The following is a 24,881-nucleotide window of genomic DNA, read 5'->3' on the forward strand; positions in this document are numbered from 1 at the left end:
GGGGGTATTTCACGACAGCAGAAAGCAGGCCCCGATGGTCAAGACAATCAACCTTGCCCTACAGGGTGGTGGCGCACATGGGGCGCTGACATGGGGCGTGCTGGACCGGCTGCTGGAAGAAGAGCAGCTGATGATCGAGGGGATCACCGCGACCTCCGCCGGTGCGATGAATGCCGCCGCGTTGAAATGCGGTTGGGTTGCTGGCGGGCGTGAGGGGGCGATCAAGCATCTGGATGCCTTTTGGAGCGGTGTGGGCAAGCACAGCCCCTCCTCCAACCCGATGATGCAGTGGTTGCAGGCCGTGAACCCGATGCTGATGGAGGGTATGAGCGGCCCGATGCAATTTGCGGGCGAAACGATGACCCGCATCTTTTCCCCCTATGATTTCAATCCGTTAAACTATCACCCGCTGCGCGATCTGATTGGTGAGCTGAACTTCGGCACCATGGATGAGCCTGAGGGGCCAAAGCTGTTCATCTGCGCCACCAATGTGCGCAGCGGTAAGATCAAGGTGTTCGAGAACGACGAAATTACCACCGACGCGATCCTTGCCTCCGCCTGCCTGCCCACGCTGTTTCAGGCGATTGAGATTGACGGAGAGGCCTATTGGGATGGCGGCTATACCGGCAACCCCGCGCTGTTCCCGCTGTTCTACGAGACGAAATCGCGCGACATTGTTGTCGTGCACATCAACCCGATTGAGCGGGATGAGGTGCCACACCGCGCCCCGGATATTCTGAACCGGATCAATGAGATATCGTTCAACTCATCATTGCTGCGTGAGCTGCGCAACATCGAGCTGATCAAACGGTTGATCTCTGACGGTATTCTAACGGGTGATCGGTTTAAGGACGTTTTGATCCATTCGATCCGCGATGATGAAACGATGACCGAGCTGGGCGTACAGTCAAAGCTGACGCCCGACATGGCCATGCTGCAAAACCTCCGCGAGAAAGGTTACGCAGCCGGTGACGCGTTCCTGCGCGATAGCTGGGGCAATCTGGGAGAGCGGTCCAGCGTCAATCTGCGGCAGATGTTTGAATAGCGCCTAGCGCTGGGTCGTCACCCACAGGATTTCCGCATCATCATCCGATATTGAAACGACGTTATGCCCCATGGCGGCATCGTAATAGGCGCTGTCGCCGCGTTCCAGATCGACCGCCTCGTAGAACTCCGTCAGGAACCGGATGCGGCCAGTCAGAACGTAGAGGAATTCCTCACCGTCATGGCGCACCCAGCCGTCGAAATCGTCGAAGCTGCGGGCGCGGATGCGGGCGCGATAGGGCAGCATGGTTTTGCGGGTCAGCTCACTGGCCAGCAATTCATGTTCGTAGGTGGCAGTAATGTGGGGTTTCCCCTCACCCCGGCGCGTAATTGTGCGGCGGGCCATCGCCTTGTCCGAGGACGGCGCGGTGAACAGTTGGGGGACGGAAATGTCCAAGCCCTTGGCCAGTTTCTGCACCGCATCAAAGGTCGGTGACATCTGCTCGTTCTCGATTTTCGAGAGGGTCGATCGGGCAAGGCCGGCCTGCTTTGCCGCCTGCTCCAACGTCCAGTTACGTGCCTTACGCAGGGCGCGCACACGCTCCCCCAGCTTAACAGGTTCCGCCGATTGGCTGGGACCACCCTGTCGGCCGATATCAAGTACGGAGGGATTATCGTTTGTCATGCAAAAGCAATAGGCGATGGACGCATCCGGCACAATATGGGATGAATTGCTATGCTTTCGATCCGAAAAGAAATACGGACCATGGCCTCGCACTATCCTCAGGCTCACTGATCCCGAGGATGTGATGACCCGGCTTGCCACGCGACTTGCCCCATATAAAATGCCAAAGCATACCCGATCCATCACAGAATGGCCCCGCCGTCCGACTGGCAAGGTTAGGTAAGGGGCTGCACGAACTATATGTACAAAGGGAGCGGCTATGACCCGTCTCGAAATTATCTCCGATCCGATCTGCCCGTGGTGCTACATTGGTAAGGCCAAACTAGATAAGGCTTTGGAAACCGCGCCCAATCCGTTTGAAATCACATGGCGTCCGTTTCAGTTAAATCCGGACATGCCCGCCACTGGTATGGATCGCCGCGCCTATCTGGAGGGAAAGTTCGGCAAGGATCGTGCGACTCCCGTTTACGCGCAGATCGAGGCCGCCGCGGTGGAGGCTGGTCTGGATGTAGATTTCTCGCAAATCAAGCGGACGCCGAACACTGTCGATGCACACCGGATGATCCGTTGGGCGAAAACCAGCGATCATCAGACCGCCTTGGTTACAGAGCTGTTCGCACGGTATTTCAAGCTGGGTCAGGATATTTCGGATCACGCGATCCTGCTGAACGCGGCTGAGGTTGTTGGTATGGACACCGAGGTCATGTCCCGCCTACTGGCCGGTGATGTAGATCGGGACGTTGTCATTCGCGAGGATACCGAAGCCCGCGAAATGGGCGTTTCCGGCGTACCCACTTTCCTGATCGGCGGACGCTATGCGGTACAGGGTGCGCAGGATGCGGCAACCTGGGCGAATATTATCGCGGAGATCAGCGAAGCCTCTGCTGCGATGCCACAGCAATAATGAAAACGGCGCCTGCATTTTGCGGGCGCCACATTTGGAAAATCAGGCTGTCAACGTGATTTCGAAATGGGGCAACTGCCCACCACTCAGCTCAAAACTGCTGATATCAAAGCTTGGAAGCTCGATCTCACGCGTCTGCTTCACATCGAAAATCGAAAAGAAACACAGGCTAAAGAATAGGCCGAGAGCAATTCCAACACGTTTTGTCATGGCGAAGTCCATCTGAGTGAATACCGTCATTCATCAGATCAACCCCTACGTGTGTGATTGGTTCCAAGTTCCCCTATTACTTTTTCGCCAAACGGGCCAAATCCCGTGCGATGACGAATGACCCGTTGATGCGGGCGGCGTCATCGGGCCAGTTGCGGGCGATTACCACCTTGTTATCCTTGATCTTTGCGCGGCCCTTCTGATCCTGAATGAACTGGATCAGCCCCTCAGGGCGGGCATATCTATTCTCGTGGAATTGGACGGTCGCGCCCTTTGGCCCGCTATCAAGACGGCCAATATTGGCCTTGCGGCACATCGCCTTGATCCGGACGACACGGAGCAACGTGTCCACCTCGGGTGGCAATGGACCAAAGCGGTCGATCATTTCTGCGGCGAAGCCCTCCAGCTCCACCTTGGTATTCAGCGACGACAACCTGCGGTAGAGGCCGAGGCGCACGTCCAGATCAGGCACGTAAACCTCTGGTATCAGAACAGGTACGCCCAAATTGATCTGCGGCGACCATTGGCCGTCAATTGCGAGGCCCTCACCCTTGCCCGAGCGCAGCTTGTTGATCGCCTCCTCCAGCATGTCCTGATACAGCGCGTAGCCGACCTCCTTGATCTGGCCGGATTGCTCCTCACCCAACAGGTTGCCAGCGCCGCGAATATCCAGATCCTGCGAGGCCAGCGCGAAACCGGCGCCCAGACTGTCCAGCGAACCGAGCACCCTCAGGCGTTTTTGCGCGGCGGGGGTCAGCTTTTTGCGTTTCTTGGTGGTCAGATAGGCATAGGCGCGGATTTTGGAGCGCCCCACCCTGCCCCGAATTTGGTACAGCTGCGACAGGCCGAACATGTCGGCGCGATGGACCACCAGCGTATTTGCCGCCGGAATATCAATGCCGGATTCCACGATGGTCGTCGCCAACAGCACGTCATATTGCCCGTCGTAAAAGGCGTTCATCCGGTCGTCCAGATCACCGGCGGCCAGTTGGCCGTGTGCGGTGATGAAGGAAACCTCGGGCACTTCCTCACGCAGGAAATCCTCGATTTCCTTTAGGTCCGTGACGCGCGGCACGATGTAGAACGCCTGCCCGCCGCGATATTTTTCGCGCAGCAATGCCTCACGTATCGTCAGCGTGTCGAATTCGGAGATATAGGTGCGGATGGCGAGGCGGTCGACAGGCGGCGTGCCGATGACGCTCAGCTCACGCACGCCAGACAGGCTGAGCTGCAAGGTACGCGGGATCGGCGTGGCGGTCATGGTCAGGACGTGAATGTCCGAGCGCAGTTCCTTGAGCCGTTCCTTATGCTGCACGCCGAAATGCTGTTCCTCATCAATGATTAGCAGGCCCAGATTGGCAAATTTCATGCCCTTGGCCAGCACGGCATGGGTGCCGACAACGATCTCGACTTCGTTCTTGGCAAGCCCCTCACGCGTGGCGGCCATTTCCTTGGTCGAGACGAACCGCGACATTTGCCGTACCTTAACCGGCAGACCACGGAAGCGCTCTGAGAATGCCTTGAAATGTTGCCGCGCCAGCAGGGTTGTGGGTGCAATCACCGCGACCTGCGTACCAGACATTGCAGCGACAAAGGCGGCGCGTAGGGCGACCTCCGTCTTGCCAAACCCAACATCGCCGCAGATCAGGCGGTCCATCGGTTTGCCCGAGGCCATATCGTCCAGCACATCATCAATCGAGGAAAGCTGATCGTCGGTTTCCTGATAGGGAAAGCGGGCGCAGAATTCATCCCAGAGGCCATCGGGCGCGCTTAGAACTGGTGCCTTGCGCAGCGCACGTTCGGCGGCAACTGCGATCAGGCGTTCGGCGGCTAGCTTGATCCGCTCCTGCAAGCGAGCTTTCTTCGCCTGCCATGCGCCGCCGCCCAGTTTGTCCAGCAGGCCTTCCTCATGACCGAAACGGGTCAGAAGCTCGATATTTTCGACCGGTAGATACAGGCGGGCATTATCCGCATATTCCAGGCTGAGGCATTCATGGGGCGCACCGGTAACGGTGATGGTTTCCAGCCCGTGATAGCGGCCCACGCCATGTTCAACATGCACGACCAGATCACCGGGGCTGAGAGATGTCGCCTCGGTCAGGAAATTCTCGGCCCGCCGCTTACGACGGCCACGGCGGACCAGGCGGTCGCCCAGCACGTCCTGTTCGGCGATGACCGTCAGGTCCGGTGCCTCAAACCCTGAATCCAGCCCCCAGACGGCAAGGGACAGGCTGCCCTTACCACCCGCATCTGTCAGCCGGTCGATAAAGGTCGCGTCGCCCACGCCACTATCGCTGAGCAAGGTGCCCATGCGTTCGCGCGCACCAACGGAATAGGAGGCGATAACAACGCCGGTTTTCTTACGCTTATCCGCCACGTGTTTGGCCAGCGCACCGAACAGGCTTAGATCCTCGGCCTGTCGTTCCGGCGCAAAGCTACGCCCCATCCGTGCGCCTGCGTCAATAACACCGGGGCCGGAGGGCGTGGGATTGGGCGAGAATTTGCGCAGCGCCCGCGCATGCATCGCGGCGGCCCAATCGGCATCGTCCAGGTAGAAACTCTTCGGCGGCAGTGGTTTGTAGGCTGCATCGCGGCGGCCCTTTTTCTCCGCCAGCACCTCACGGCGCGATCTGTAGTGATCCTCAATCGTTTCCCAACGAGCCGTGCGGGCGGCGTCAACCTGATCGTCCAGCGTAACGGGCGCGTCCGGCAGATAGTCGAACAGGGTTTCCAGCCGCTCATGAAATAGCGGTGCCCAATGCTCATATCCCTGATGTTTGCGACCGGCGCTGACGCTTTCGTAGAGCGCGTCCTCGGGTCCCGGCTGGCCGAAAATCTCTCGATAACTCTTGCGGAACCGCTCAATCGCAGGGGCGTCGAGGACAACCTCGGACACGGGGGCCAGTTCGATCCGGTCGATATTTTCCAAGGTCCGCTGTGTGTCGGCGCGAAAACGGCGGACGGAATCCAGCACGTCGCCGAACAGGTCCAGCCGCACCGGCCCCATTGGCCCTGGGGGATAGATGTCGATCAGGCCGCCACGAATGGCGTAGTCACCCGGCTCCGTCACGGTTGAGGTTTGCGAAAACCCCATGCGGACCAGCCAGTTGCGAAGCTTATCTTCATCCAGCCGCGAACCTGCTGTCGCGGTAAAGGACGCATCGGCCACCACGGCGCGCGCGGGCACACGCTGCGTTGCGGCGCTGAGCGTTGTAATGATAATCGCGGGGCGGGTGAATCCATCGGCCAAGGTAGCGAGGGTTGCCATGCGCTTTGCCGAAATCTCCGCTGCGGGTGAAATCCGGTCATAGGGCAGGCAATCCCATGCGGGGAAATTCAGCACCGGTAGATCGGGCGCCACGAATTTCAGCGAGCTGGCCAGCGACGCCATGCGCACATCATCGCGCGCGACGTGGATCAGCGGCCCGCCCTCGCGTCGCACGTAATCTGCAATCAGCCGCGCGTCGTGACCCTCGGGGGCACCACCGACCAGCACGGCCCCGCTCTTGAGAGGTCCAGCATCCTTCATCACAGGCGAGTTAGCCCGACCAACCGGTTACTGCAAGTGTAACCGATCACCAAAGCAGATAGCCGCTTTGTTGTAGAGCCGTCAGCGCGCCCATTGAGGCCGCTAAAAGAAGCGAAAACAGCCCGGTCGCCTGGTTCAGAAAACGCCGCCAAACCAAGGCACGGCGCAGGTGATAACCGCGCAAGCCGGTATCATGAATGCGCAACGCCAGCCTGATATCGCCAAACGCGGCAATCGCCATCGGTACGGCCACCGCCGTTAATCCCCGCACAAACTGGCTTTGCGTAACGATACTGCCGGTGACCAGCGCGGCCAGTGTAAAGGTCACAATCACCACGCCCCAAACCCCGCCGCCACGGGCAAAGTAATTCACGCGGCGCGACATGATCTGGGCGAGCTTATCCAGATCCTCCTCCCACTGTTCACCACGGCGTTCTGCGCGCACAATCGCGTCAAAGGGAATGCTGATGGTCCAATGCGCCCGCGATGACCATGCAAGGGCTATAAAAACCCAGTACCATGCCGAGGTGAACGTCAAATATTCCAATGTTTCTAGGAAGGCGGGCACATGAAATCCTAATCTTTTACGTGGAATAACATAGTCACCGGACCACGGGCCACAAGCGGGTTTTCACTTGAGCGCCATCATAGCCACGTGCGACAACGCCTGTAAATCAGGCCGGCAGATCGGGCCTTCGCAGATCAGGAGAGTTTCATGCCACATCCCGCAGCCCCCTTCCCCATGACCCGCCCGCGCCGCCTGCGTCAATCCGACTGGATGCGCCGTCTTGTCCGTGAAACAACGTTGAGCGTTGATGACCTGATCTGGCCGGTTTTCGTGGTGGATGGCGTCAATCAGCGCCAGCCGATCCCCTCGATGCCAGGGGTGGAGCGGGTCAGCGTTGATCTGATTGCGGAGAAAGCGAATGAGGCGGCCGGCCTTGGCATTCCGTGTATCGCGCTGTTCCCGTATACCGACCCCGCCGCGAAAACACCCGGTGCGGAGGAAGCGTGGAACCCTGACAATCTGGTCAACCGCGCCACGCGCGAGATTAAAAAGCAGGTTCCCGATATTGGCATTATGCTGGATGTGGCGCTGGACCCCTATAATTCCGACGGTCATGACGGCATTGTGCGCGATGGTCGCATTGTAAATGACGAGAGCCTGATCGCCCTGCAACAGCAGGCATTGTCCCATGCCGAGGCGGGTGCCGACATCCTGGGCCCATCGGATATGATGGACGGGCGCGTCGCGATCATCCGTCAAGCGTTGGAGCAGAACGATTTCCCTGATGTCACGATCCTGAGCTATGCCGCGAAATATGCCAGCGCGTTTTATGGACCGTTCCGTGATGCTGTTGGCGCCAATGGTGCGCTGAAGGGTGACAAGAAGACCTATCAGATGGACCCCGGCAATTCGGATGAGGCCATGCGTGAGGTTGCGATCGATCTGAGCGAGGGCGCGGATATGGTCATGGTCAAACCGGGCATGCCCTATCTGGACATTTGCACCCGTGTAAAACGCGAGTTTGGCGTGCCGACCTATGCGTATCAAGTGTCCGGTGAATACGCGATGATCCAAGCTGCTGCGCAGAACGGTTGGATCGACGGGCAAGCCGCGATGCTGGAAAGCCTCGCCGGATTCAAACGTGCGGGCTGTGACGGCATCCTGACCTACTTTGCCAAGGATGTCGCCACGCTGATCGCTGAGGAAGGCCTGTAATCAGGTCCCGTCACGCGGTTGGTTAGATATCAACCGCGTGGCTTTTCAGGGTCTCGAAGTCGCACACCTCTAATGCGCGCTGGTGCGTTGCGCTCAGCACAACCTTGGGCGCGCATCCCTCATCCGCAGCTTGCGCCCAACGGCTGGCGCATAGGCACCATGGATCGCCTGCCTTCAACCCGTTAAACCCGAATTCAGGGCGCGGTGTGCTGAGGTCATTTCCGACATATTTGGAAAAGGCCAAGAACTCCGCATCCATGATCGCGCAAACGGTGTGTGAGCCTGCATCCTCGGCGCAGGTGTCGCATTTACCGTTGCGATACCAACCCGTTACGGGATCGCCACCGCACACCATAAGCGGTTGGCCAAAGACATTTACGCTCTCATACATCAGACCAGTACTCCGGTCGCCTTTTCGGCTGCGGCGCGGATTGCGCGGATATTTTCGCCATAGGGGGCCGGGTTTGTGACCGAACCACCCTTGAACACCGCGGAACCGGCGACCAGAACGTCCGCGCCAGCAGCGGCCATCAGGGGGGCGGTTGTCGGGGTCATGCCGCCGTCAATCTCGATATGAATTGGCCGATCACCGATCATCGCGCGCAATTGGCGGACCTTCTCAATCTGGCTGTCGATAAAGCTCTGCCCGCCGAAACCGGGGTTCACGGTCATCACGCAGATCAGATCGATCCGGTCGAGCACATATTCAACGGCATTTGCAGGCGTGGCGGGGTTCAGCGCGACGCCAGCCTTACAGCCCAAATCGCGGATCATCTGGACGGAGCGGTGCAGGTGCGGCCCTGCCTCAGCATGCACGGTCAGTACATCTGCGCCTGCCTTGGCAAATTCAGCCAGATAGGGATCGGCGGGGGCGATCATCAAATGCACGTCCATCACGCCCTTGATGTGCGGGCGGATGGCGGCACAGGTCGCGGGGCCGAATGTAATATTGGGCACGAAATGCCCGTCCATTACGTCAACGTGGATCCAGTCGGCGCCCTGTTCCTCAACCGTGGCGCATTCAGCGCCGAAATTGGCAAAGTCGGCGGCGAGGATCGACGGGGCGATCTTGATGGAACGGTCGAATGTCATGGGCTGTCCTCCTGCTGCCCCGTACCTAGCGGCCAAGGGGGCCGGCATCAATAACGCGCAACCGGATTGCCCAAAATACTACCGCCGCAGGTGTTGTGTCCTGCGGCGGGTATCAGTCGCGTCCCATCGAACGACAGAAGCGCAATCGCCGCGTTGATGGGATCAGGTCGATCTATTCGGAATCGAGGCGTCGCAAGCGTTGGATAAGACTTGATGTATCCCAACGCCCGCCGCCCATATTCTGCACGTCCTGATAGAACTGATCGACGGTTGCAGTGATTGGAACCGACGCGCCGATATTGCGGGCCTCGTCCAAAACGATGCCAAGATCCTTGCGCATCCAGTCCACCGCGAAACCGTAATCAAATTTGCCGTCCAGCATGGTGCCACCACGGTTCTCCATCTGCCAACTGCCGGCAGCACCCTTTGAGATCACATCCACAACGGCGTGTCCGTCCAAGCCTGCCTTTTGCGCGAAGTTAATCCCCTCGCTCAACGCTTGCACGAGTCCTGCGATACAGATCTGGTTCACCATCTTGGTGATTTGGCCGGCACCTGCGGCGCCCATCAACAGGCAGGATTTGGCAAAGGCCGCGATGATCGGCTCTGCGCGGTCATAGGCCGCCTGCTCCCCACCACACATCACGGTCAGAACACCGTTTTCCGCGCCCGCCTGACCACCGCTAACCGGTGCGTCGATGAAGTGGAAACCTGTATGGGCGGCGACTTCGGCCAATTCACGGGCAACATCTGCCGAAGCAGTTGTGTGATCGACAAAGACAGCATCGGGGGAAATGGTGGCAAAGGCGCCGTCCTCACCCGTTGTGACAGATCGCAGGTCAGCATCGTTGCCAACGCAACAGAACACGAATTCCGCGCCCTTGGCTGCCTCGGCCGGAGTGGCCGCCATTGCGCCGCCATGCTGGTCAACCCATGCTTCAGCCTTTAGCGAGGTGCGGTTATAGACGGTAACCTCGTGACCGGCAGCCATCAGATGCCCTGCCATTGGGTAGCCCATAACGCCCAGTCCGATAAATGCGCAGCGTGCCATTGTGGTATCCTCTCAATGTTGTTTGGCACAGGTTTCCGGCCCGCATTGAACCAAGTCAAGGCCGCTGCTACTGCTAAGCTCTGCAATGGATGGAGTATCGGTGTGGTTACACTCTTTATATGGTTGGCACGGATATTTCTGGGGCTGGGCGCGTTGTTCCTGCTGGCGCTGGCATTGGTCTGGTATTTGGCCAGCGGGTCGCTGCCGGAATATGACAATCGGGTCGAGGTTGCAGGCCTGACATCGCGCGTCGAAATTGTCCGCGATCGCAATGCCGTGCCCCATATCTTTGGTGAGACGAACGAGGACGTTTATTTCGGCCTTGGCTATGCCCACGCACAGGACCGGCTGTGGCAGATGACCATGCTACGCCGCACCGCGCAGGGCCGGTTGAGCGAGCTGTTTGGTGAGGCAACCTTTGATATCGATCTGCTGCTGCGCAATCTGGACCTGTACGGTGTCGCCCGTCAGATGGTCGCCAACCAAAGCGAGGAAACCCAAGCCGCCCTACGTGCCTATTCCGCCGGTGTGAACGCACGGCTGGGTGAGGTGCGTGAGGAGGCGCTGGGCCGTGGTTCGCCCGAATTCTTCCTGTTCTCGCGTGAAATTTCGCCGTGGACCCCGACGGATTCCATTGCTGTAAACCGCGTCATGGCGCTGCAACTGTCCGGCCATGCCGGATATGAGGTGCGCCGCGCCGAGCTGTCCCTGCTGCTGGACCCTGAGCGTTTGCGCGATGTCATGCCAGAGGCCCCGCGTCTAGCCACCGTTGGTCAGCCGGAATTTGCTGATTTGTTTGACATGCAGCCGTCGAACACCCCCCTGCCCGAACGGCATGCTTTCGATCCGGTTCAGGATTACGGCATGGCGGGCGCGTCAAATGCTTGGGCGGTTGATGCCACGCGATCCGCCTCGGACAGCACATTGTTGGCCAGCGATCCGCATCTGGGGTTAAGCGCGCCCTCGGTCTGGATGTTGGCGCGGTTGGAGTTTCCAGATGGCGGCGCGATTGGTGGCACCATCCCCGGTATTCCGGGCATTATCGCCGGCCGGAACGAGGATTTCGCGTGGGGCCTAACCACCGCCTATACCGACGATCAGGATCTATATATCGAGCGGTTGAACCCTGACGATAGCTCGCAATATTTAACACCAGATGGTTATGCGCAGATCGAAACTCAGGACGTCCTGATCGGGGTTGGCGATGAGCCTGCGCGCACGGTAACACTGCGCCGCACACGCCATGGTCCGGTGCTGCCCGGAACCGCCTTTGGTGCGGACCGGATTACACCTCCGGGTCATATTGCGGCCCTTGCATGGACTGCGCTGGACCCTTCGGACCGGTCGATGGACACGTTGATTGAGCTACAGCACGCTCGTAATATTTCCGAGGGGCGGGCCGCGCTGGAGGGCTTGATCGCCCCCAGCCAGAATTTCACCATGGCGGATGCAAACTCCGTCGCCTTTGTTGTGGGGGGCAAGGCACCGCTGCGTCAGGACACACATCAGGGCCAAGGGCGCATGCCTGTACCCGGTTGGGTCGCGCAGAATGATTGGCAGGGCTATGTTCCTGCCGATCAGATGCCCGCCATTATCGACCCGCGATCCGGGATTGTCTTGAACACCAACAACCGGACCACGGATCGTGAATTTCCCTACCATGTCAGTTTTGTCTGGGGCGATACACAGCGCATACAGCGCGCCCGTCGATTGCTGACGGAGCGTGAATTCCACACCGCTGACAGCTTTGTTGAGGCGCAAACCGATACGGTCAGCCAGACCGCGCGTATCCTGCTGCCCCTGATCGGGCGTGATCTGTGGTGGACCGGATCGCCGGTTGAGGATGATGCCCTATCCCCCCTACGCCGCGTCGCATTGGAGCGCTTGGCCGAGTGGAATGGTGAGATGAACGAGCACGGGCCAGAGGGCCTAATCTACGCTGCGTGGGTGCGACATTTGCAGCGCAATTTGGTGCGCGATGATTTGGGCGGAGCTATGGCGGATCGAATGACGCGCTTGGAGCCGCTCTTCATCGAGCGTGTTTTCCGCGATATCGACGGAGCCTCTGCATGGTGCGATATCACAACCTCGCAGGCGGTAGAGACCTGTTCCGACATGGCGCTGCGGGCGCTGAATGATGCGTTGGCCGAGCTGCGGGATAAGTACGGAGCCCGAGTGGAATCGTGGCAATGGGGGGATGCACATCTGGCCATGCAGGAGCATGAAGTTCTGGGCCGCATTCCGGGCGTCGCGCTGATCGCCTCCATCGTGCAGCCAACGGGTGGTGGGGATGACACCTTGATGCGGGGTCGCCTATCGGGCGAGCAGCCCAACCCCTACGCCAATGTGCATGCATCAGGCCTGCGATTTGTTGTGGATTTCGGTGATCCGGAAAACTCGCGCTACATCATTTCAACCGGTCAATCGGGGCACCTGCTGTCGCGCCACTATGATGACCTGTCCGTTCTATGGCGTCGTGGTGAATACATCCCGATGAGCCTGAACGAGGAGCGCGCCCGTGCTGATGCAATCGGGGTCACGGTACTGGCGCCACGCAGTTAAGCGCACAAAAAAGCCCGCCGCAAATACGATTGCGGCGGGCTGTATCATTCTGACGGCTGATTAGCCCAGATCGGCGCGGTTCGTAATTACGCGGTCCAGAATGCCGTATTCAATCGCCTCGGACGTATCCATCCAGTGATCGCGATCGATGTCCTTCATCACGCGCTCAACAGGTTGACCGGTTGCATCGGCGATTGTGTGGGCAAGACGCTCACGCATCTTCTCGATCTGGCTGGCCTGAATAGTGATGTCCGTCACCTGACCGCCAACACCGCCCGATGGCTGGTGGATCAGGAAGCGGGTGTTTGGCAGGCAAACGCGATCTTCCTTAGGTACGGACAGGAAGATATGCGTGCCGGCGCTGGCAACCCAGCCGGTTCCGATGATACGAACCTTTGGCGTGATAAAGCGGATCACGTCGTGGATTGTATCGCCTGCCTCAACATGGCCGCCCTGCGAATTCAGGAACAGGGTGATCGGCTCATCGCTTTCCTCGGCCATGGCCAGCAGTTGCGCGGTTACGCGCTTGGCCATTTTCTGGTCGATCCCCTCGCAGATGATGATCTGCCGGGATTTGAGGAGGCGGTCGGCCATTGGGTCGGATTGCTTGTCGTCTTTATTGTCATCGCTCATTGCGGCCTCCTGAAATGATGTCGCTCATAGGTGCGTAGCGCGGCCCGAATGGCAAGGGCCAGCGGGCATTTTACCCGAGTAGTCGGTGGCAAGTTTCCAGTGCATCGACCAGAACGTCCACCTCATCCACCGTATTATACATGCCAAAGCTGGCGCGGCAGGTTGCGTTAACGCCCAGATGTTGCATCAGCGGCTGGCAGCAATGATGCCCTGCCCGCACGGCCACACCCTTTTGATCCACAATGGTTGAGATGTCGTGCGGATGCGCGCCACCATCCATTGTGAACGAGAATATCGCGCCCTTATTCGCGGCTGTTCCCTGTAGGTTCAGCCAATTCAAGGCACGGAATTTATCCTGCGCATAGTCGCGCAAGCTTGCCTCATGCGCGGCAATATTCGCCATGCCGATATTGGTCATATAATCGATGGCAGTGCCCAGACCGATCATCTGCACGATGCCGGGTGTTCCAGCCTCGAACGTATGGGGGGGATCGTTATAGGTGATCTCATCCCGCGTGACCGTGCGGATCATATCGCCGCCGCCCATAAAGGGGCGCATCTCGGCCATGCGCTCCGACTTGATCCAAACGGCACCGGATGCGGATGGGCCGTATAGCTTGTGGCCCGTGATGCAGTAGAAGTCAGCGCCCAGCGTCGTCAGATCAACCGGCATATGAACGCTGGCCTGCGAGCCATCGACCGCCAAGGGGATGCCCCGTGGTTTCAGGATTTCAGCAACCGCCGCGATATCCACTACTGTGCCTAGCACGTTGGACATATGGGTTAGAGCAACCAGCTTTGTGCGGTCGTTCAGCACCTCAACCACGCGGGCGGGGTCAAAGGAACCGTCGGCCTCGGGCTCCACCCAGACCAGCTTCACCCCCATGCGCTCGCGCAGGAAATGCCATGGGACGATATTTGCGTGATGCTCCATAACGCTCAACACAATCTCATCCCCAGCGGTCAGGTTTTGCATCGCCCAGCCATAGGAAATCATGTTGAAACCATGGGTCGCACCGGTGTTGAAGATGATCTCCTCCTCCGCCACGCCCCCCAGGAAGCCCGCAATCTTGCCGCGCACCGCCTCGTAATTCTCCGTCGCGATGGTGGACAGCGTATGCAGCCCGCGATGCACATTTGCATATTCGTGGGAATAGGCATGGCTGATCGCGTCAATCACCACCTGTGGTTTTTGCGCGCTGGCGCCATTATCAAGGTAGACCAGCGGCTTGCCATTTACCTCACGAGAAAGGATCGGAAAATCGGCGCGGATAGACTGGATGTCATACATGGGGAATCCCTTCTGGCGCGGGCGCAGTGACCCACGTCGCAACAGGCGCTAGGCCCTGCGCGTCAGTAATGTTCAGATAAGTCCGGCGGAGCTGGCCGCAAGGGCGCCGATCAATGTCGCGACCGTCAAAACCGACAGCGCCAGAAAGATCGGAGCGAAGCGCATGCGCTGTGCCTCGGCCAAACCGGCTGCGATAAACCAGATGAACGGTATCAGGCTGATCCAATAGAGCGGTATCATATACCACGATCCCGTTGGTGATGCCTCGCCGTGTGACGCGGCCAAGCCGACGGTTATCAGTGAGGCAAGCAGGCTGAACGGAGCGGCCACGAAGCCCCCCCAGAACACGCCCGCGCGCGTATCGCGCCAACTGCCCGTGCCGCCCAGAATGCGCAGCGCGGATCCTGCGACCGCCGCAAAGACGTACATAATCGCCGTGCGCCCCATCAGCATCAGCACCAACCACAGGCTGATCTGTAACGGAATTGGCGCGTCGGGATGCGGCACGATCACTGTTTTCAGCGTCCACGACAGGAACACAACGATATCGGCCATCAGAACGTAAAACAGCAAACGCCCCTCGGCCGGATCCTCGCGGATCAAGCGACGGGTGGAGCGGCCCATATTGCGCCATGCATCCATGATGCGCCATGCGAGGCCCGCATGTTCGTCCTCGAAGTGCCCATGTGTGATGTCGAATTCCTCGGGCATGTGTCTCGCTCCTGCTAACTGCAATGCAGCATGACGCGGAATTTAGGTCAAATTCAGGCAAGGCCCGTCTCACGCCGTGATTCCGATTGTCAAAGCAGCGTAGATTCCCCCTAGGATCAACGCCATACCCAACAGTGTTGGCCATGAGCGTTTAAAGCCCTCCGCCTCGGCCAAGGAGCCGGACCAGACGTGTAGCAGGACGAATTGCATAGCCAGCCCGATGAGGAAGCTTGCCTCAAACAACCACGTCGCCCCCGTCACAACACCCGCCGCCAACACGATACCCGAGAGCAGCGCAAGCGGTGTCACCGTCAGAAGCGCCCAGAACAGCGCAAGCCGCGTGGTCGCCCAGCTGCCAACACCGCCAAAGGCACGTGCGATCAAATGGCTGATCGGCGCCGCAATCAGGCCCGCAACTGCCATCGCAACAGCGCCGATTGCCACCTGAAAGAACCGCGCCGCCATCATTGCAGCAGCCGGTTCCGAGCCAGGGTCATTCGTCAGACCGCCCTGCATCATCGCACTGGGAAGGTTGCCGATGGACAGCAAAATACCCGCGATCAGGATGAAGGTCAGCGCGCGACCGTCAATGTCGCCCTCGTTCATCTGATCACGCATAACGCCGCGCGGGTTTCCCCACGCAGCGAAAATACGGCCTGTCGTGCTCATCCGCCTCAGCCTGCGCTGTGCCGGTCGAGCCAGCCAGCGATACGGCCGCGCACATCATCGGCGATTGCCTCGTCGGCGATTTCCTGAACGGCCTCATCCATGAAGGCTATGACCAGCATGTTCTGCGCCGCAGCCCGTGGAACACCACGGCTGAGCAGATAGAACAGGCCGGTCTCGTCCAGACCACCGCTGGTGGAACCATGCGAACAGATCACGTCATCCGCGTAGATTTCCAGCTCGGGCTTGGCGAGGAAGTTAACCTCATCATCCAGCAGCAAACCCTGACTAATCTGATAGCCATCGGTTTTCTGCGCGCCCTTTTTCACGAGAATCTTGCCCTGAAACACACCGGTTGCGCCGGATTTCAGGACTTTCTTAAAGACCTGACGGCTCTCGCAGTTCACGGCATCATGGGTGACGAAAACGGTATCGTCGTTGTGGAAATCACCCTCACCCATGCAGGTTCCGGCAACATGCGCGGCAGCATCATCGCCAGTGAATTCAACAACTTGCTCGTTACGGGTCAGCACGCCATTCATCGCCAAAGTAAACGACTTGTAGGTGCTGCGTGCGCCAAGGCGGGCAAACATCGCGGTAAAGACCTGACGGTCGTGATCGCGCCCCTGAGTGCGAACGTGATGCAATGCGCCGTCATCCGCGATGTCGATCTCGAACACCGTGTTGCAACGTGCTGCAATCGTTCCGCTTTCCAGAATGGTCAGCGAGGCGCCTGCATCAACCTTTACCAGATTGCGCATAACCGCATCCGAGGTTGCCGACGTTTGCACATAGTTGAACCGAACCGGACGCGCCACAACCTGCGTCGCGCGCAGGACAAAGCCCTCGGTCGCGACGGCGGTGTTGAGCATAGTCAGCTCACGCGGGACCGGATTCTGGCCCGCTTCCTCAAGCACACCGAACACGTCCTTTGCCCAATGGATATCTGTGCTCAGTGCATCGGCCAGAGTTTGAATCTCCAACCCTTCACCCGCCAGATCGCCCGATTGCGCCGGATCAAAAACACCGTCCACAAAGGTCAGGACCAGCGCGTCAGCATCCGCAAAGGAGGCTGCCTCATCCGCAGCAAGCGGTGTGGACACAGCAGGTTCGTTGCTGACGAAACCGGTCGGGTTCGTGAACGACCAATATTCATCGCGACGCTGTGGTGCCCCGACAGTCGAAAGACGGGCGCGCGCCGAAGCACGAGCCGCATCTGCCCAGCCCGAAGCAGAGGGTGCAGCCGCGTGGCGCGACAGCATCCCATCCGTTGGGGCCAGCTTTTTTGCCTTAACCGAAACCATTATGCCACCTCGGCCAGAATGTCGGCATATCCGTTTTGCTCAACCTCAAGCGCCAGCTCGGGCCCACCGGTTTTCACGATGCGGCCATTGGCCATGATGTGCACGACGTCAGGCTTAATGTGATCCAGCAGGCGCTGGTAGTGGGTGATGACGAGGAAGGCACGCCCCTCATCCCGCAGCGCGTTCACGCCCTCGGACACCAGTTTCATTGCGTCAACGTCCAGACCAGAATCTGTTTCGTCGAGGATGCACATCTTTGGCTCAAGCATCGCCATTTGCAGGATCTCGTTGCGCTTCTTCTCACCACCCGAGAAACCTACGTTTACCGGACGTTTTAGCATATCGGCGTCGATTTTCAGGCTCTTTGCCTTCTCACGCACAACCTTCAGGAATTCACCTGCGGTCAGCTCCTCCTCGCCACGCGCCTTACGCTGTGCATTCACAGCGGTGCGCAGGAAGGTCATATTGCCAACGCCGGGGATTTCCACGGGGTATTGGAAGGCAAGGAACAGGCCCTCGGATGCGCGCTCCTCCGGCTCCATGTCCAGAATGTCGGCACCGGACAGCGACGCGGAACCGTCGGTGACCTCGTAGCCGTCACGACCGGCCAGAACGTAGCTGAGCGTGGATTTGCCCGAACCGTTCGGCCCCATGATCGCGTGGACTTTGCCAGCCTCAACCGTCAGGTTCACACCCTTGAGGATGACCTTGTCTTCTTCTTCAAGTTTTACGTGCAGGTTCTTGATATCAAGCATCATTTTTATCCTCAGAAGTCTTATTGTATGGGGCGTCCAGCTCCGGATCGTAGTCGTAAAATCCGAACAGCTTGCCCAGAAAGCCGTGAATGACATGGAAGCCCGCAGTGAAAATCGCGGTCTTCATCAGGGACCAGAGCGCCAGCGCAAAGGTCGTGCGTGTTGTTGCCTCGAACCACAGGTCCGAGAAAAAGCTCATGCAGAAATAGACGAGCGCCGCGATGATCGTGGCGGGGATATAGTGTTTCATGTGTCCACCGTAAGGCGATCCGCTAGCCCAATCACCGACGGAAGGTGTGCGTAGGCTTCTTCATTACTAAAAATAGCCCTTGCGGAAATAAGGCACATACGCTGTGCCTCATACGCATTAACTATTGATCCATCAGGATCGCCGAGATTGCTCTCAATTACAAAAGATGCAAATCCTGCACACCGTATCTTAAAGAACGGCGCCCAAAAACTATCCTTATTCAGAAAAACAAATTCCGAGAAATTACCTGCATTTATTTCACTACTGAACTTATACGAATAAATGCCATTCAAATCACTCACAATTTGATCATGTAGCTCCCTATGCTCATCAAAATGGTCGTTACCACCCATCAGCCAACCGACCCTTCGAGCGAGATAGCGACCAGCGCCTGTGCCTCCATCGCGAATTCCATGGGCAGCGCTTGCAGCACTTCCTTACAGAACCCGTTGACGACGAGGGCGACGGCCTCCTCCTCATCCATGCCGCGCTGACGGCAGTAGAACAGTTGATCGTCGTCAACCTTGGATGTGGTTGCCTCATGCTCCACACGGCTCGAGTTATTCTTCACCTCGATATAGGGAACCGTGTGCGCGCCGCACTGATCGCCGATCAGCAAGCTGTCACATTGGGTGTAGTTGCGCGAATCCTTGGCGCGGGGGTGCATCGACACCAGACCGCGATAGGTGTTTTGCGCCTTACCGGCGGAAATGCCCTTGGACACGATGCGCGACTTGGTACGCTTGCCCAAGTGGACCATTTTCGTGCCGGTGTCAGCCTGCTGGTAGTTGTTGGCGATAGCGATGGAGTAGAACTCACCCTGACTATCGTCGCCGCGCAGGATGCAGGACGGGTATTTCCATGTGACGGCGGAGCCGGTTTCGACCTGCGTCCACATCACCTTGGACCGATCGCCACGGCAATCCGCACGCTTGGTCACAAAGTTATAGATGCCGCCCTTGCCGTCCTCATCACCGGGGAACCAGTTCTGAACGGTGGAGTATTTGATCTCCGCATCCTCAAGCAGCACCAGCTCAACACAGGCCGCGTGCAGTTGCGCGATATCACGCTGTGGGGCGGTACAGCCCTCCAGATAGGACACATAGGCGCCCTTATCCGCGATGATCAGCGTGCGCTCGAACTGGCCAGTGTTTTCCGCGTTAATGCGGAAATAGGTGGACAGCTCCATCGGGCACTTCGTTCCCTCAGGCACATACACAAACGATCCGTCCGAGAAGACAGCCGCGTTCAGCGTCGCGTAGTAGTTATCGGATGCGGGGATCACCGTGCCGAGGTATTTTTTGACCAGCTCGGGGTGATCCTGAATAGCCTCGGAGATCGAGCAGAAGATCACGCCTGCCTTGGCCAGTTCGTCCTTGAAGGTCGTGCCGACGGAAACGGAGTCGAACACGGCGTCTACGGCAACCTTGCGGTTGGGGTCCATGTTTTCCGCGCCATCAACACCGGCGAGGAGCATCTGCTCCTTCAACGGGATGCCGAGTTTTTTATAGGTTTCCAGCAGTTTGGGATCTACATCGTCCAGGCTCTTGGGCTTTTCTGCCATGCTTTTCGGGCGCGCATAGTAGTACTGATCCTGAAAATCGATCTTGGGGTAATCGACCATGGCCCAGTCAGGCTCATCCAGTTTCAGCCAGCGGCGATAGGCATCCAGACGCCATTCCAGCATCCACTCAGGCTCGTTATTCTTTTCCGAGATCAGGCGGACGATATCCTCGGTCAGCCCTTTCGGGGCGTATTCCATCTCGATATCCGTTTCCCAGCCGTATTTGTATTTGCCAGCAAGGGATTGAACAGCGGCGACGGTTTCTTCCTCGACGCCCTCTTTTGCGGTCATTTGGACTTCATCCAAAACACTCATGTTACTCATCCTTCCTGTCGGCCCGTTGGGCGCAATATCTGTCACGCCGCACGGGCGCGGAATTTCTCGAATTGACGGAGCCACGCGGCGGCAAAGCCCCGTATCTCGGCCTGTGTTGTTGTCGCGCCGATGGAAATGCGGATCGTGCTAGAGGCAATATCCTCATCATATCCCATCGCGCGGATGACCTTTGATGCCTTCACCTTGCCGCTGGAACAGGCCGAACCGGCGGAAATCGCGTAACCGGCCAAATCCATTTGCATCACCTGCGTTTCACCCCGCCAGCCGGGAACGGCGATACAGGTCGTGTTGGGCAGGCGCTCTGCCCCTTGGCCCAGTAAGATAAGGTCGGGGCAACCCTGTCTCAACGTGTCTTCTAGAATATTTCTAAGTTCGGCAACTTCCTGCATCCGCCCTGCATCCAGATCCGCCGCCGCAGCCGCCGCAGCAGCACCGATACCTGCGATTGCGATGACGTTTTCCGTTCCCGCACGCCGCCCCATTTCCTGACCACCACCGCGCATTTGCGATGGTATATCAATGCCTTGCCGCAGGATCAGTGCGCCGATCCCCTTCGGCCCACCGAATTTATGGCCTGAAATCGCCGCCATCTGTGCGCCGGACCATGAGAAAGCAAACGGCACCTTGCCCACGGCCTGCACCGCATCGGTAAAGGCCAGCCCCTGTGGCAGTGATTGCATCACGCCGGTTTCGGAGTTCGCCAATTGTAGCGCGCTGTTCGCAGAATCCGGCACAGTTGCGATGCCGTTGCGATCAACGGCCAAATCCTCAGCCACCCACGCGCCGACGCAATCATGCTCCACCGCTGTTGCAGCCAGTTCACGACCTGATAGGGCCAGCGCCGCGGCCTCCGTCGCGCCGGAGGTAAAGACGACATCTGCATCCATTGCGCCTGTCGCCTCGGCCACCTGTGCGCGTGCGGTTTCCACAATCATCTTGGCGGCACGGCCCTCCGCATGGACGGAGGACGGATTGCCCACAACATCCATCGCCGCAATCATCGCGGCGCGGGCCTCTGGCCGTAATGGCGCAGTTGCATTCCAATCAAGATAGGTGCGGCTCATTCGTCTACCAATTGCAGGATTGCGGGAACCGCCGGGCATGGCGCCATCTGGTCCCGCGTAATATCGCTCAACCTAGTCTGGTGCAGAAAAACGTAAACATGGGCCGAAAGCTGCTCCCACAACTTATCCGTCAATGCCTGCGCAGGTGTTCCGCCCGACGCGCCGGACACGCCAGCACCACGCGATAGCGCGTTCATGGTTTCATCCACGGCGGACAGAATTTCGCTCACCCGAATCTTGTCCGCATCCCTTGCAAGGCGATATCCGCCACCCGGCCCTCGTACGCTTTCCACCAGACCCGAACGGCGCAGCTTCACAAAGAGCTGCTCCAGATAGGCAAGGCTGATATCCTGACGGCCCGAAATCTCGGACAGGGTGATCAGCGCATCCGCCGGTTGCGTCGCCAAATCGGCCAATGCGATCATGGCGTAACGCCCCTTAGTGCTGAGCTTCATTTAGTCCTCTCCCAACAAACGCGACGCGCAGTATAGGACCAGCCTATTGACGCAAGCACTGGCAAGCTTTACCTGCCATCATTCAGAGGCTGCACTTGCAGCACAATTTAGAATAGTTCTAGGTTTTCCGACTGGGTTAGTCAAGCATTCCGTCGGGCCAGACATACGAAGAGGTTGCGCCATATGCCAGAGGTGATTTTCCCCGGTCCTGAGGGACGTTTGGAAGGACGCTATCACCCGCAGAAGGCAAAGGACGCCCCGATTGCAATCATCCTGCACCCGCACCCGAAATTCGGTGGCACGATGAACAATAAGGTCGTCTATAACCTGCACTATGCGTTCCACGAAATGGGCTTTACCGTCCTGCGGTTCAACTTTCGCGGCGTGGGCCGTTCGCAGGGTGAATACGATCAGGGCATCGGTGAACTGTCCGATGCAGCATCCGCGCTGGATTACCTGCAAGCACAAACGCCAAATTCGCGTCAGTGCTGGGTTGCGGGATTCTCGTTCGGTGCATGGATCGGCATGCAATTGCTGATGCGGCGGCCCGAAGTTGCCGGCTTTATCAGCGTCGCGCCACCTGCGAACATGTATGACTTTACGTTCCTTGCGCCCTGCCCGTCCTCGGGCCTGATTATCAACGGGGAGGCGGATCGCGTTGTTCCGCCTGCTGACGTGACAACCCTGACCGAGAAGTTGCAGCAGCAAAAGGGCATTACAGTCACCCATAAGACAATTCCGGGTGCTGGCCACTTCTTTGAAAACGGCATGGACGAGATGATCGGAAACGTAAAATCCTACGTGACCAAGCGTCAGAGCGAGCCGAATATTCGCTAAGATAATGTCCGGGGCGGTTAGGCCACCCCGGACGACCACTGCGCTAGAATGAAATCACGAAGCAGGTGCCTGGTGCATCCCGCTGAACGGTGACTTCAGCTGCCAATTGGCGCGCAAGCGTCGTGACAATCGTCATGCCAAGGCCGCCACTGCTCTCCAGATCGAAATCAGCCGGCAATCCAATGCCGTTATCGCGATAGGTAATGACCCGCTTATCCGCCATCTGTTCGATCAACAGGCTAATTTCGCCGGTTTCGCGCCCCTCAAACGCATATTTCAGGGAATTGGTCATCAGCTCATTCACGCTGAGCGCCAGTGGAATCACCTGATTGACCGGCAGCACGATTTGATCGGGCGCCATACACTCAACCGTGATGGGCGTTTCACCGCCAATGGCCTGTGCGACATCCTGCATCATCTGCACGAAATAGGTACCAACATCGACCGAAGCCGCCTTATCCGAGCGGTATAACGCGCTGTGGATCGAGGCCATCACCTGAATTCGGCTTTGCACCTGATCCAGTACCGAAATCGCCTCTGCCGCATCGGTTCGTCGGCGTTGGTAACGGACCAGAGAAATCAACAGGCTAAGGTTGTTTGCGACGCGGTGATTCACCTCGTCCAGTAACATCGCCTGCGTTTCATTGGCTTGCTGTAATTCCACCAGATCCCGTTCACGGGTGGTGCAATCGCGCAAAGTAAGAACGGCGCCCAACACGACCCCGCTCTCATCATAGACGCGACGGGCCGATCCCTCGGCAACGACTCGCGTTCCGTTGGGACGGTCGATCAGCCACATCTCGTTCTCGACCACCTCACCATCACGCACAGCGCGTGCAAGGGGCAATTCATCTGACGGATAGGCCGTGCCATCAAGCCGCAGCAGATTATAGGTTTCGGAATAATCGGTGGCCTCAACCCCCAATTCCTTAACCCCGTGCATATCTGCGGCGGCCCGATTCACAAATCGGATGACACCACTTGGATCGGTAATGATCATACCTTCACCAAGCTGGTTCCACGCCTCGGCCTGAAGCGTGGAAAGGATATCTGCGTCACCCATAGATTGCTGCTTTCACAAGAAATATAAATTCAGCGGGGAAGTTACACTCTGGGCTGGGCAGTTTCCACTACCTTTACGAACCATGACGCACCGATAGCACTGATATCATCATTAAAATCAAATTCAGGGTGATGCAGACCCGCGCCGCCGCCACCGCCAAGGAACAGATATGCGCCGGGGCGACTCTCAAGCATGTAGGAGAAGTCCTCAGCACCCATCATCGGGGCAGTATCCGTATCGACGTTTTCCTCGCCCGAGATTGCGCGCGCGACGCCCGCAGCAAACTCTGTTTCGGCGGCATGGTTCACGGTGACGGGGTAGCCGCGGCGATAGCTTACCTTTGCAACGGCGCCATGTGCGGCAGCGACATTGGTTGCGATCTCCTCCATCCGTGCGATAACCATCTCGCGGACTTCCTCGTCCAGCGTGCGAACGGTGCCGCCGAGTTCCGCAGTTTCGGGAATCACGTTATGGGCCGAACCGGAATGGATTGTGGTGATGGACACAACGCAGCTTTTTAGCGGATCGGTGTTGCGCGCAGCTATCATCTGAAGGCTTTGTGCAATCTGACAGGCGACCAGCACGGTATCGATGCCCAGATGCGGCATAGCGGCGTGCGCGCCCTTGCCCGTTACGTCGATGGTAAAGGTATCCGCCGCCGCCATCAGGGGGCCAGGCCGGGTGTGGAACGAACCAAGCTCCTGCCCCGGATGGTTGTGCAGGCCGTAAACCTGACTGATGTTATAGGTGTCCATCACACCCTCTTCACACATGGCCAGACCGCCACCGCCGCCTTCCTCTGCCGGTTGGAACAGCAGGGCAACGGTGCCGGTGAAGTTCCGCGTTTCCGCCAAATAGCGCGCGGCACCTAGCAGCATGGTTGTGTGCCCGTCATGGCCACAGGCATGCATCTTGCCTTCATTCTTTGACTTATACGGATGGTCGCGGACCTCCTGAATCGGCAGTGCGTCCATATCTGCGCGCAGGCCGATGGTCGGGCCATCGCCGCCCTGCCCGTGGATCAGTGCAACAACGCCAGACTGTGCGACGCCGGTTTGGATTTTATCCACGCCAAAACTCTTGAGCTTATCAACAACATAGGCTGCTGTTTCGTGGCAATCATACCCCAGCTCCGGGTTGGAGTGGATGTGCTGGCGCCACTCCTTCATGTCTTCGTTGAATTCGGCGATACGGTTAATGACGGGCATTGCA

General features: G+C 58.4%; 25 protein-coding genes. 5 read left to right on the forward strand and 20 right to left on the reverse strand.

Going from position 1 to position 24,881, the window contains the following annotated elements:
- Positions 1-34: 34 nt before the first annotated feature.
- Positions 35-1,045 carry a patatin-like phospholipase family protein gene (locus tag CR254_RS07640; RefSeq protein ID WP_097929253.1) on the forward strand — a complete coding sequence of 337 codons (1,011 nt, stop codon included), beginning with the start codon at positions 35-37 and terminating at the stop codon, positions 1,043-1,045.
- Between the two features lie 3 nt (positions 1,046-1,048).
- Here CR254_RS07640 and CR254_RS07645 read toward each other — a convergent pair whose 3' ends face one another.
- Positions 1,049-1,669, reverse strand: coding sequence for a helix-turn-helix domain-containing protein (locus CR254_RS07645; RefSeq protein ID WP_097929254.1), 621 nt, complete (start codon positions 1,667-1,669; stop codon positions 1,049-1,051).
- Between the two features lie 259 nt (positions 1,670-1,928).
- On the opposite strand from CR254_RS07645, the gene CR254_RS07650 reads away from it, so the two are divergent.
- A complete protein-coding gene (locus CR254_RS07650) occupies positions 1,929-2,573 on the forward strand; it encodes a DsbA family oxidoreductase (RefSeq protein WP_097929255.1) in 645 nt (214 codons plus the stop codon).
- A gap of 42 nt (positions 2,574-2,615) precedes the next feature.
- On the opposite strand, the gene CR254_RS18040 is transcribed toward CR254_RS07650, so the two are convergent.
- The 3 genes from CR254_RS18040 to CR254_RS07665 form a co-directional block, all read right to left on the reverse strand.
- A complete protein-coding gene (locus tag CR254_RS18040) occupies positions 2,616-2,783 on the reverse strand; it encodes a hypothetical protein (protein WP_180955932.1) in 168 nt (55 codons plus the stop codon).
- A gap of 76 nt (positions 2,784-2,859) precedes the next feature.
- Positions 2,860-6,312, reverse strand: a complete 3,453-nt coding sequence (mfd, locus tag CR254_RS07660) for a transcription-repair coupling factor (RefSeq protein ID WP_097929257.1) — start codon at positions 6,310-6,312, stop codon at positions 2,860-2,862.
- A gap of 46 nt (positions 6,313-6,358) precedes the next feature.
- Positions 6,359-6,880 carry a hypothetical protein gene (locus CR254_RS07665; RefSeq protein ID WP_097929258.1) on the reverse strand — a complete coding sequence of 174 codons (522 nt, stop codon included), beginning with the start codon at positions 6,878-6,880 and terminating at the stop codon, positions 6,359-6,361.
- A gap of 147 nt (positions 6,881-7,027) precedes the next feature.
- Here CR254_RS07665 and hemB point away from each other — a divergent pair, with 147 nt between their 5' ends.
- A complete protein-coding gene (hemB, locus tag CR254_RS07670) occupies positions 7,028-8,035 on the forward strand; it encodes a porphobilinogen synthase (RefSeq protein ID WP_097929259.1) in 1,008 nt (335 codons plus the stop codon).
- Between the two features lie 22 nt (positions 8,036-8,057).
- Here the strand turns inward: hemB and CR254_RS07675 are convergent, their stop codons facing one another.
- The 3 genes from CR254_RS07675 to CR254_RS07685 all read right to left on the reverse strand — a co-directional run bounded on the left by CR254_RS07675 (position 8,058) and on the right by CR254_RS07685 (position 10,178).
- Positions 8,058-8,426 (reverse strand): DUF2237 family protein, encoded by a 369-nt coding sequence (locus CR254_RS07675; RefSeq protein WP_097929260.1) that lies wholly within the window; start codon positions 8,424-8,426, stop codon positions 8,058-8,060.
- Entirely contained in the window at positions 8,426-9,127 is a 702-nt protein-coding gene (gene rpe, locus CR254_RS07680; RefSeq protein WP_097929261.1) for a ribulose-phosphate 3-epimerase, read from the reverse strand. The genes CR254_RS07675 and rpe overlap by 1 nt, the downstream gene beginning before the upstream one ends.
- 172 nt (positions 9,128-9,299) lie before the next feature.
- Positions 9,300-10,178, reverse strand: coding sequence for an NAD(P)-dependent oxidoreductase (locus CR254_RS07685; protein WP_097929262.1), 879 nt, complete (start codon positions 10,176-10,178; stop codon positions 9,300-9,302).
- Between the two features lie 102 nt (positions 10,179-10,280).
- Here CR254_RS07685 and CR254_RS07690 point away from each other — a divergent pair, with 102 nt between their 5' ends.
- Entirely contained in the window at positions 10,281-12,740 is a 2,460-nt protein-coding gene (locus CR254_RS07690) for a penicillin acylase family protein (protein ID WP_097929263.1), read from the forward strand.
- Positions 12,741-12,800: 60 nt separating this feature from the next.
- Here the strand turns inward: CR254_RS07690 and CR254_RS07695 are convergent, their stop codons facing one another.
- From CR254_RS07695 to CR254_RS07745, 11 genes are all read right to left on the reverse strand, one after another.
- On the reverse strand, positions 12,801-13,373 hold the full coding sequence (locus CR254_RS07695) for an ATP-dependent Clp protease proteolytic subunit (RefSeq protein ID WP_097929264.1): 573 nt from the start codon (positions 13,371-13,373) through the stop codon (positions 12,801-12,803).
- A 70-nt stretch (positions 13,374-13,443) separates the two neighbouring features.
- Positions 13,444-14,664 (reverse strand): cysteine desulfurase, encoded by a 1,221-nt coding sequence (locus CR254_RS07700; RefSeq protein ID WP_097929265.1) that lies wholly within the window; start codon positions 14,662-14,664, stop codon positions 13,444-13,446.
- 72 nt (positions 14,665-14,736) lie between these two features.
- On the reverse strand, positions 14,737-15,375 hold the full coding sequence (locus CR254_RS07705; RefSeq protein WP_097929266.1) for a hypothetical protein: 639 nt from the start codon (positions 15,373-15,375) through the stop codon (positions 14,737-14,739).
- A gap of 69 nt (positions 15,376-15,444) precedes the next feature.
- A complete protein-coding gene (locus CR254_RS07710; RefSeq protein WP_097929267.1) occupies positions 15,445-16,044 on the reverse strand; it encodes a YIP1 family protein in 600 nt (199 codons plus the stop codon).
- Between the two features lie 5 nt (positions 16,045-16,049).
- Positions 16,050-17,345, reverse strand: a complete 1,296-nt coding sequence (locus CR254_RS07715) for a SufB/SufD family protein (RefSeq protein ID WP_342744474.1) — start codon at positions 17,343-17,345, stop codon at positions 16,050-16,052.
- Complete coding sequence (sufC, locus tag CR254_RS07720) at positions 17,345-18,100, reverse strand: Fe-S cluster assembly ATPase SufC (protein WP_097929268.1); 756 nt, start codon at positions 18,098-18,100, stop codon at positions 17,345-17,347. Before sufC ends, CR254_RS07715 begins: the two co-directional genes overlap by 1 nt.
- Entirely contained in the window at positions 18,093-18,350 is a 258-nt protein-coding gene (locus CR254_RS07725; RefSeq protein ID WP_097929269.1) for a hypothetical protein, read from the reverse strand. The genes sufC and CR254_RS07725 overlap by 8 nt, the downstream gene beginning before the upstream one ends.
- Complete coding sequence (locus CR254_RS07730; protein WP_097929270.1) at positions 18,347-18,703, reverse strand: hypothetical protein; 357 nt, start codon at positions 18,701-18,703, stop codon at positions 18,347-18,349. The genes CR254_RS07725 and CR254_RS07730 overlap by 4 nt, the downstream gene beginning before the upstream one ends.
- On the reverse strand, positions 18,703-20,229 hold the full coding sequence (gene sufB, locus CR254_RS07735; RefSeq protein ID WP_097929271.1) for a Fe-S cluster assembly protein SufB: 1,527 nt from the start codon (positions 20,227-20,229) through the stop codon (positions 18,703-18,705). The genes CR254_RS07730 and sufB overlap by 1 nt, the downstream gene beginning before the upstream one ends.
- 41 nt (positions 20,230-20,270) lie before the next feature.
- Positions 20,271-21,314 carry a cysteine desulfurase family protein gene (locus CR254_RS07740; RefSeq protein ID WP_097929272.1) on the reverse strand — a complete coding sequence of 348 codons (1,044 nt, stop codon included), beginning with the start codon at positions 21,312-21,314 and terminating at the stop codon, positions 20,271-20,273.
- The gene (locus CR254_RS07745; protein WP_097929273.1) at positions 21,311-21,769 is read right to left on the reverse strand and encodes an Rrf2 family transcriptional regulator; all 459 of its coding nucleotides are present in this window, start codon (positions 21,767-21,769) and stop codon (positions 21,311-21,313) included. The genes CR254_RS07740 and CR254_RS07745 overlap by 4 nt, the downstream gene beginning before the upstream one ends.
- Positions 21,770-21,952: 183 nt before the next feature.
- On the opposite strand from CR254_RS07745, the gene CR254_RS07750 reads away from it, so the two are divergent.
- Positions 21,953-22,606, forward strand: a complete 654-nt coding sequence (locus CR254_RS07750) for an alpha/beta hydrolase (protein WP_097929274.1) — start codon at positions 21,953-21,955, stop codon at positions 22,604-22,606.
- 43 nt (positions 22,607-22,649) lie between these two features.
- On the opposite strand, the gene CR254_RS07755 is transcribed toward CR254_RS07750, so the two are convergent.
- On the reverse strand, positions 22,650-23,669 hold the full coding sequence (locus CR254_RS07755) for a sensor histidine kinase (protein WP_097929275.1): 1,020 nt from the start codon (positions 23,667-23,669) through the stop codon (positions 22,650-22,652).
- 41 nt (positions 23,670-23,710) lie between these two features.
- Complete coding sequence (locus CR254_RS07760; RefSeq protein ID WP_097929276.1) at positions 23,711-24,877, reverse strand: M20 aminoacylase family protein; 1,167 nt, start codon at positions 24,875-24,877, stop codon at positions 23,711-23,713.
- Between the last annotated feature and the right edge of the window lie 4 nt (positions 24,878-24,881).

The organism is Pontivivens marinum (genome assembly GCF_900231835.1).
Classification (GTDB): domain Bacteria; phylum Pseudomonadota; class Alphaproteobacteria; order Rhodobacterales; family Rhodobacteraceae; genus Pontivivens; species Pontivivens marinum.

Coding starts and splice junctions, on each gene's coding strand:
- CR254_RS07640 (WP_097929253.1), top strand. CDS start 35: ATGGTCAAGACAATCAACCTTGCCCTACAGGGTGGTGGCGCACATGGG.
- CR254_RS07645 (WP_097929254.1), bottom strand. CDS start 1,669: ATGACAAACGATAATCCCTCCGTACTTGATATCGGCCGACAGGGTGGT.
- CR254_RS07650 (WP_097929255.1), top strand. CDS start 1,929: ATGACCCGTCTCGAAATTATCTCCGATCCGATCTGCCCGTGGTGCTAC.
- CR254_RS18040 (WP_180955932.1), bottom strand. CDS start 2,783: ATGACAAAACGTGTTGGAATTGCTCTCGGCCTATTCTTTAGCCTGTGT.
- mfd (WP_097929257.1), bottom strand. CDS start 6,312: ATGAAGGATGCTGGACCTCTCAAGAGCGGGGCCGTGCTGGTCGGTGGT.
- hemB (WP_097929259.1), top strand. CDS start 7,028: ATGCCACATCCCGCAGCCCCCTTCCCCATGACCCGCCCGCGCCGCCTG.
- CR254_RS07675 (WP_097929260.1), bottom strand. CDS start 8,426: ATGTATGAGAGCGTAAATGTCTTTGGCCAACCGCTTATGGTGTGCGGT.
- rpe (WP_097929261.1), bottom strand. CDS start 9,127: ATGACATTCGACCGTTCCATCAAGATCGCCCCGTCGATCCTCGCCGCC.
- CR254_RS07685 (WP_097929262.1), bottom strand. CDS start 10,178: ATGGCACGCTGCGCATTTATCGGACTGGGCGTTATGGGCTACCCAATG.
- CR254_RS07695 (WP_097929264.1), bottom strand. CDS start 13,373: ATGAGCGATGACAATAAAGACGACAAGCAATCCGACCCAATGGCCGAC.
- CR254_RS07700 (WP_097929265.1), bottom strand. CDS start 14,664: ATGTATGACATCCAGTCTATCCGCGCCGATTTTCCGATCCTTTCTCGT.
- CR254_RS07705 (WP_097929266.1), bottom strand. CDS start 15,375: ATGCCCGAGGAATTCGACATCACACATGGGCACTTCGAGGACGAACAT.
- CR254_RS07710 (WP_097929267.1), bottom strand. CDS start 16,044: ATGAGCACGACAGGCCGTATTTTCGCTGCGTGGGGAAACCCGCGCGGC.
- CR254_RS07715 (WP_342744474.1), bottom strand. CDS start 17,345: ATGGTTTCGGTTAAGGCAAAAAAGCTGGCCCCAACGGATGGGATGCTG.
- sufC (WP_097929268.1), bottom strand. CDS start 18,100: ATGCTTGATATCAAGAACCTGCACGTAAAACTTGAAGAAGAAGACAAG.
- CR254_RS07725 (WP_097929269.1), bottom strand. CDS start 18,350: ATGAAACACTATATCCCCGCCACGATCATCGCGGCGCTCGTCTATTTC.
- CR254_RS07730 (WP_097929270.1), bottom strand. CDS start 18,703: ATGGGTGGTAACGACCATTTTGATGAGCATAGGGAGCTACATGATCAA.
- sufB (WP_097929271.1), bottom strand. CDS start 20,229: ATGAGTGTTTTGGATGAAGTCCAAATGACCGCAAAAGAGGGCGTCGAG.
- CR254_RS07740 (WP_097929272.1), bottom strand. CDS start 21,314: ATGAGCCGCACCTATCTTGATTGGAATGCAACTGCGCCATTACGGCCA.
- CR254_RS07745 (WP_097929273.1), bottom strand. CDS start 21,769: ATGAAGCTCAGCACTAAGGGGCGTTACGCCATGATCGCATTGGCCGAT.
- CR254_RS07750 (WP_097929274.1), top strand. CDS start 21,953: ATGCCAGAGGTGATTTTCCCCGGTCCTGAGGGACGTTTGGAAGGACGC.
- CR254_RS07755 (WP_097929275.1), bottom strand. CDS start 23,669: ATGGGTGACGCAGATATCCTTTCCACGCTTCAGGCCGAGGCGTGGAAC.
- CR254_RS07760 (WP_097929276.1), bottom strand. CDS start 24,877: ATGCCCGTCATTAACCGTATCGCCGAATTCAACGAAGACATGAAGGAG.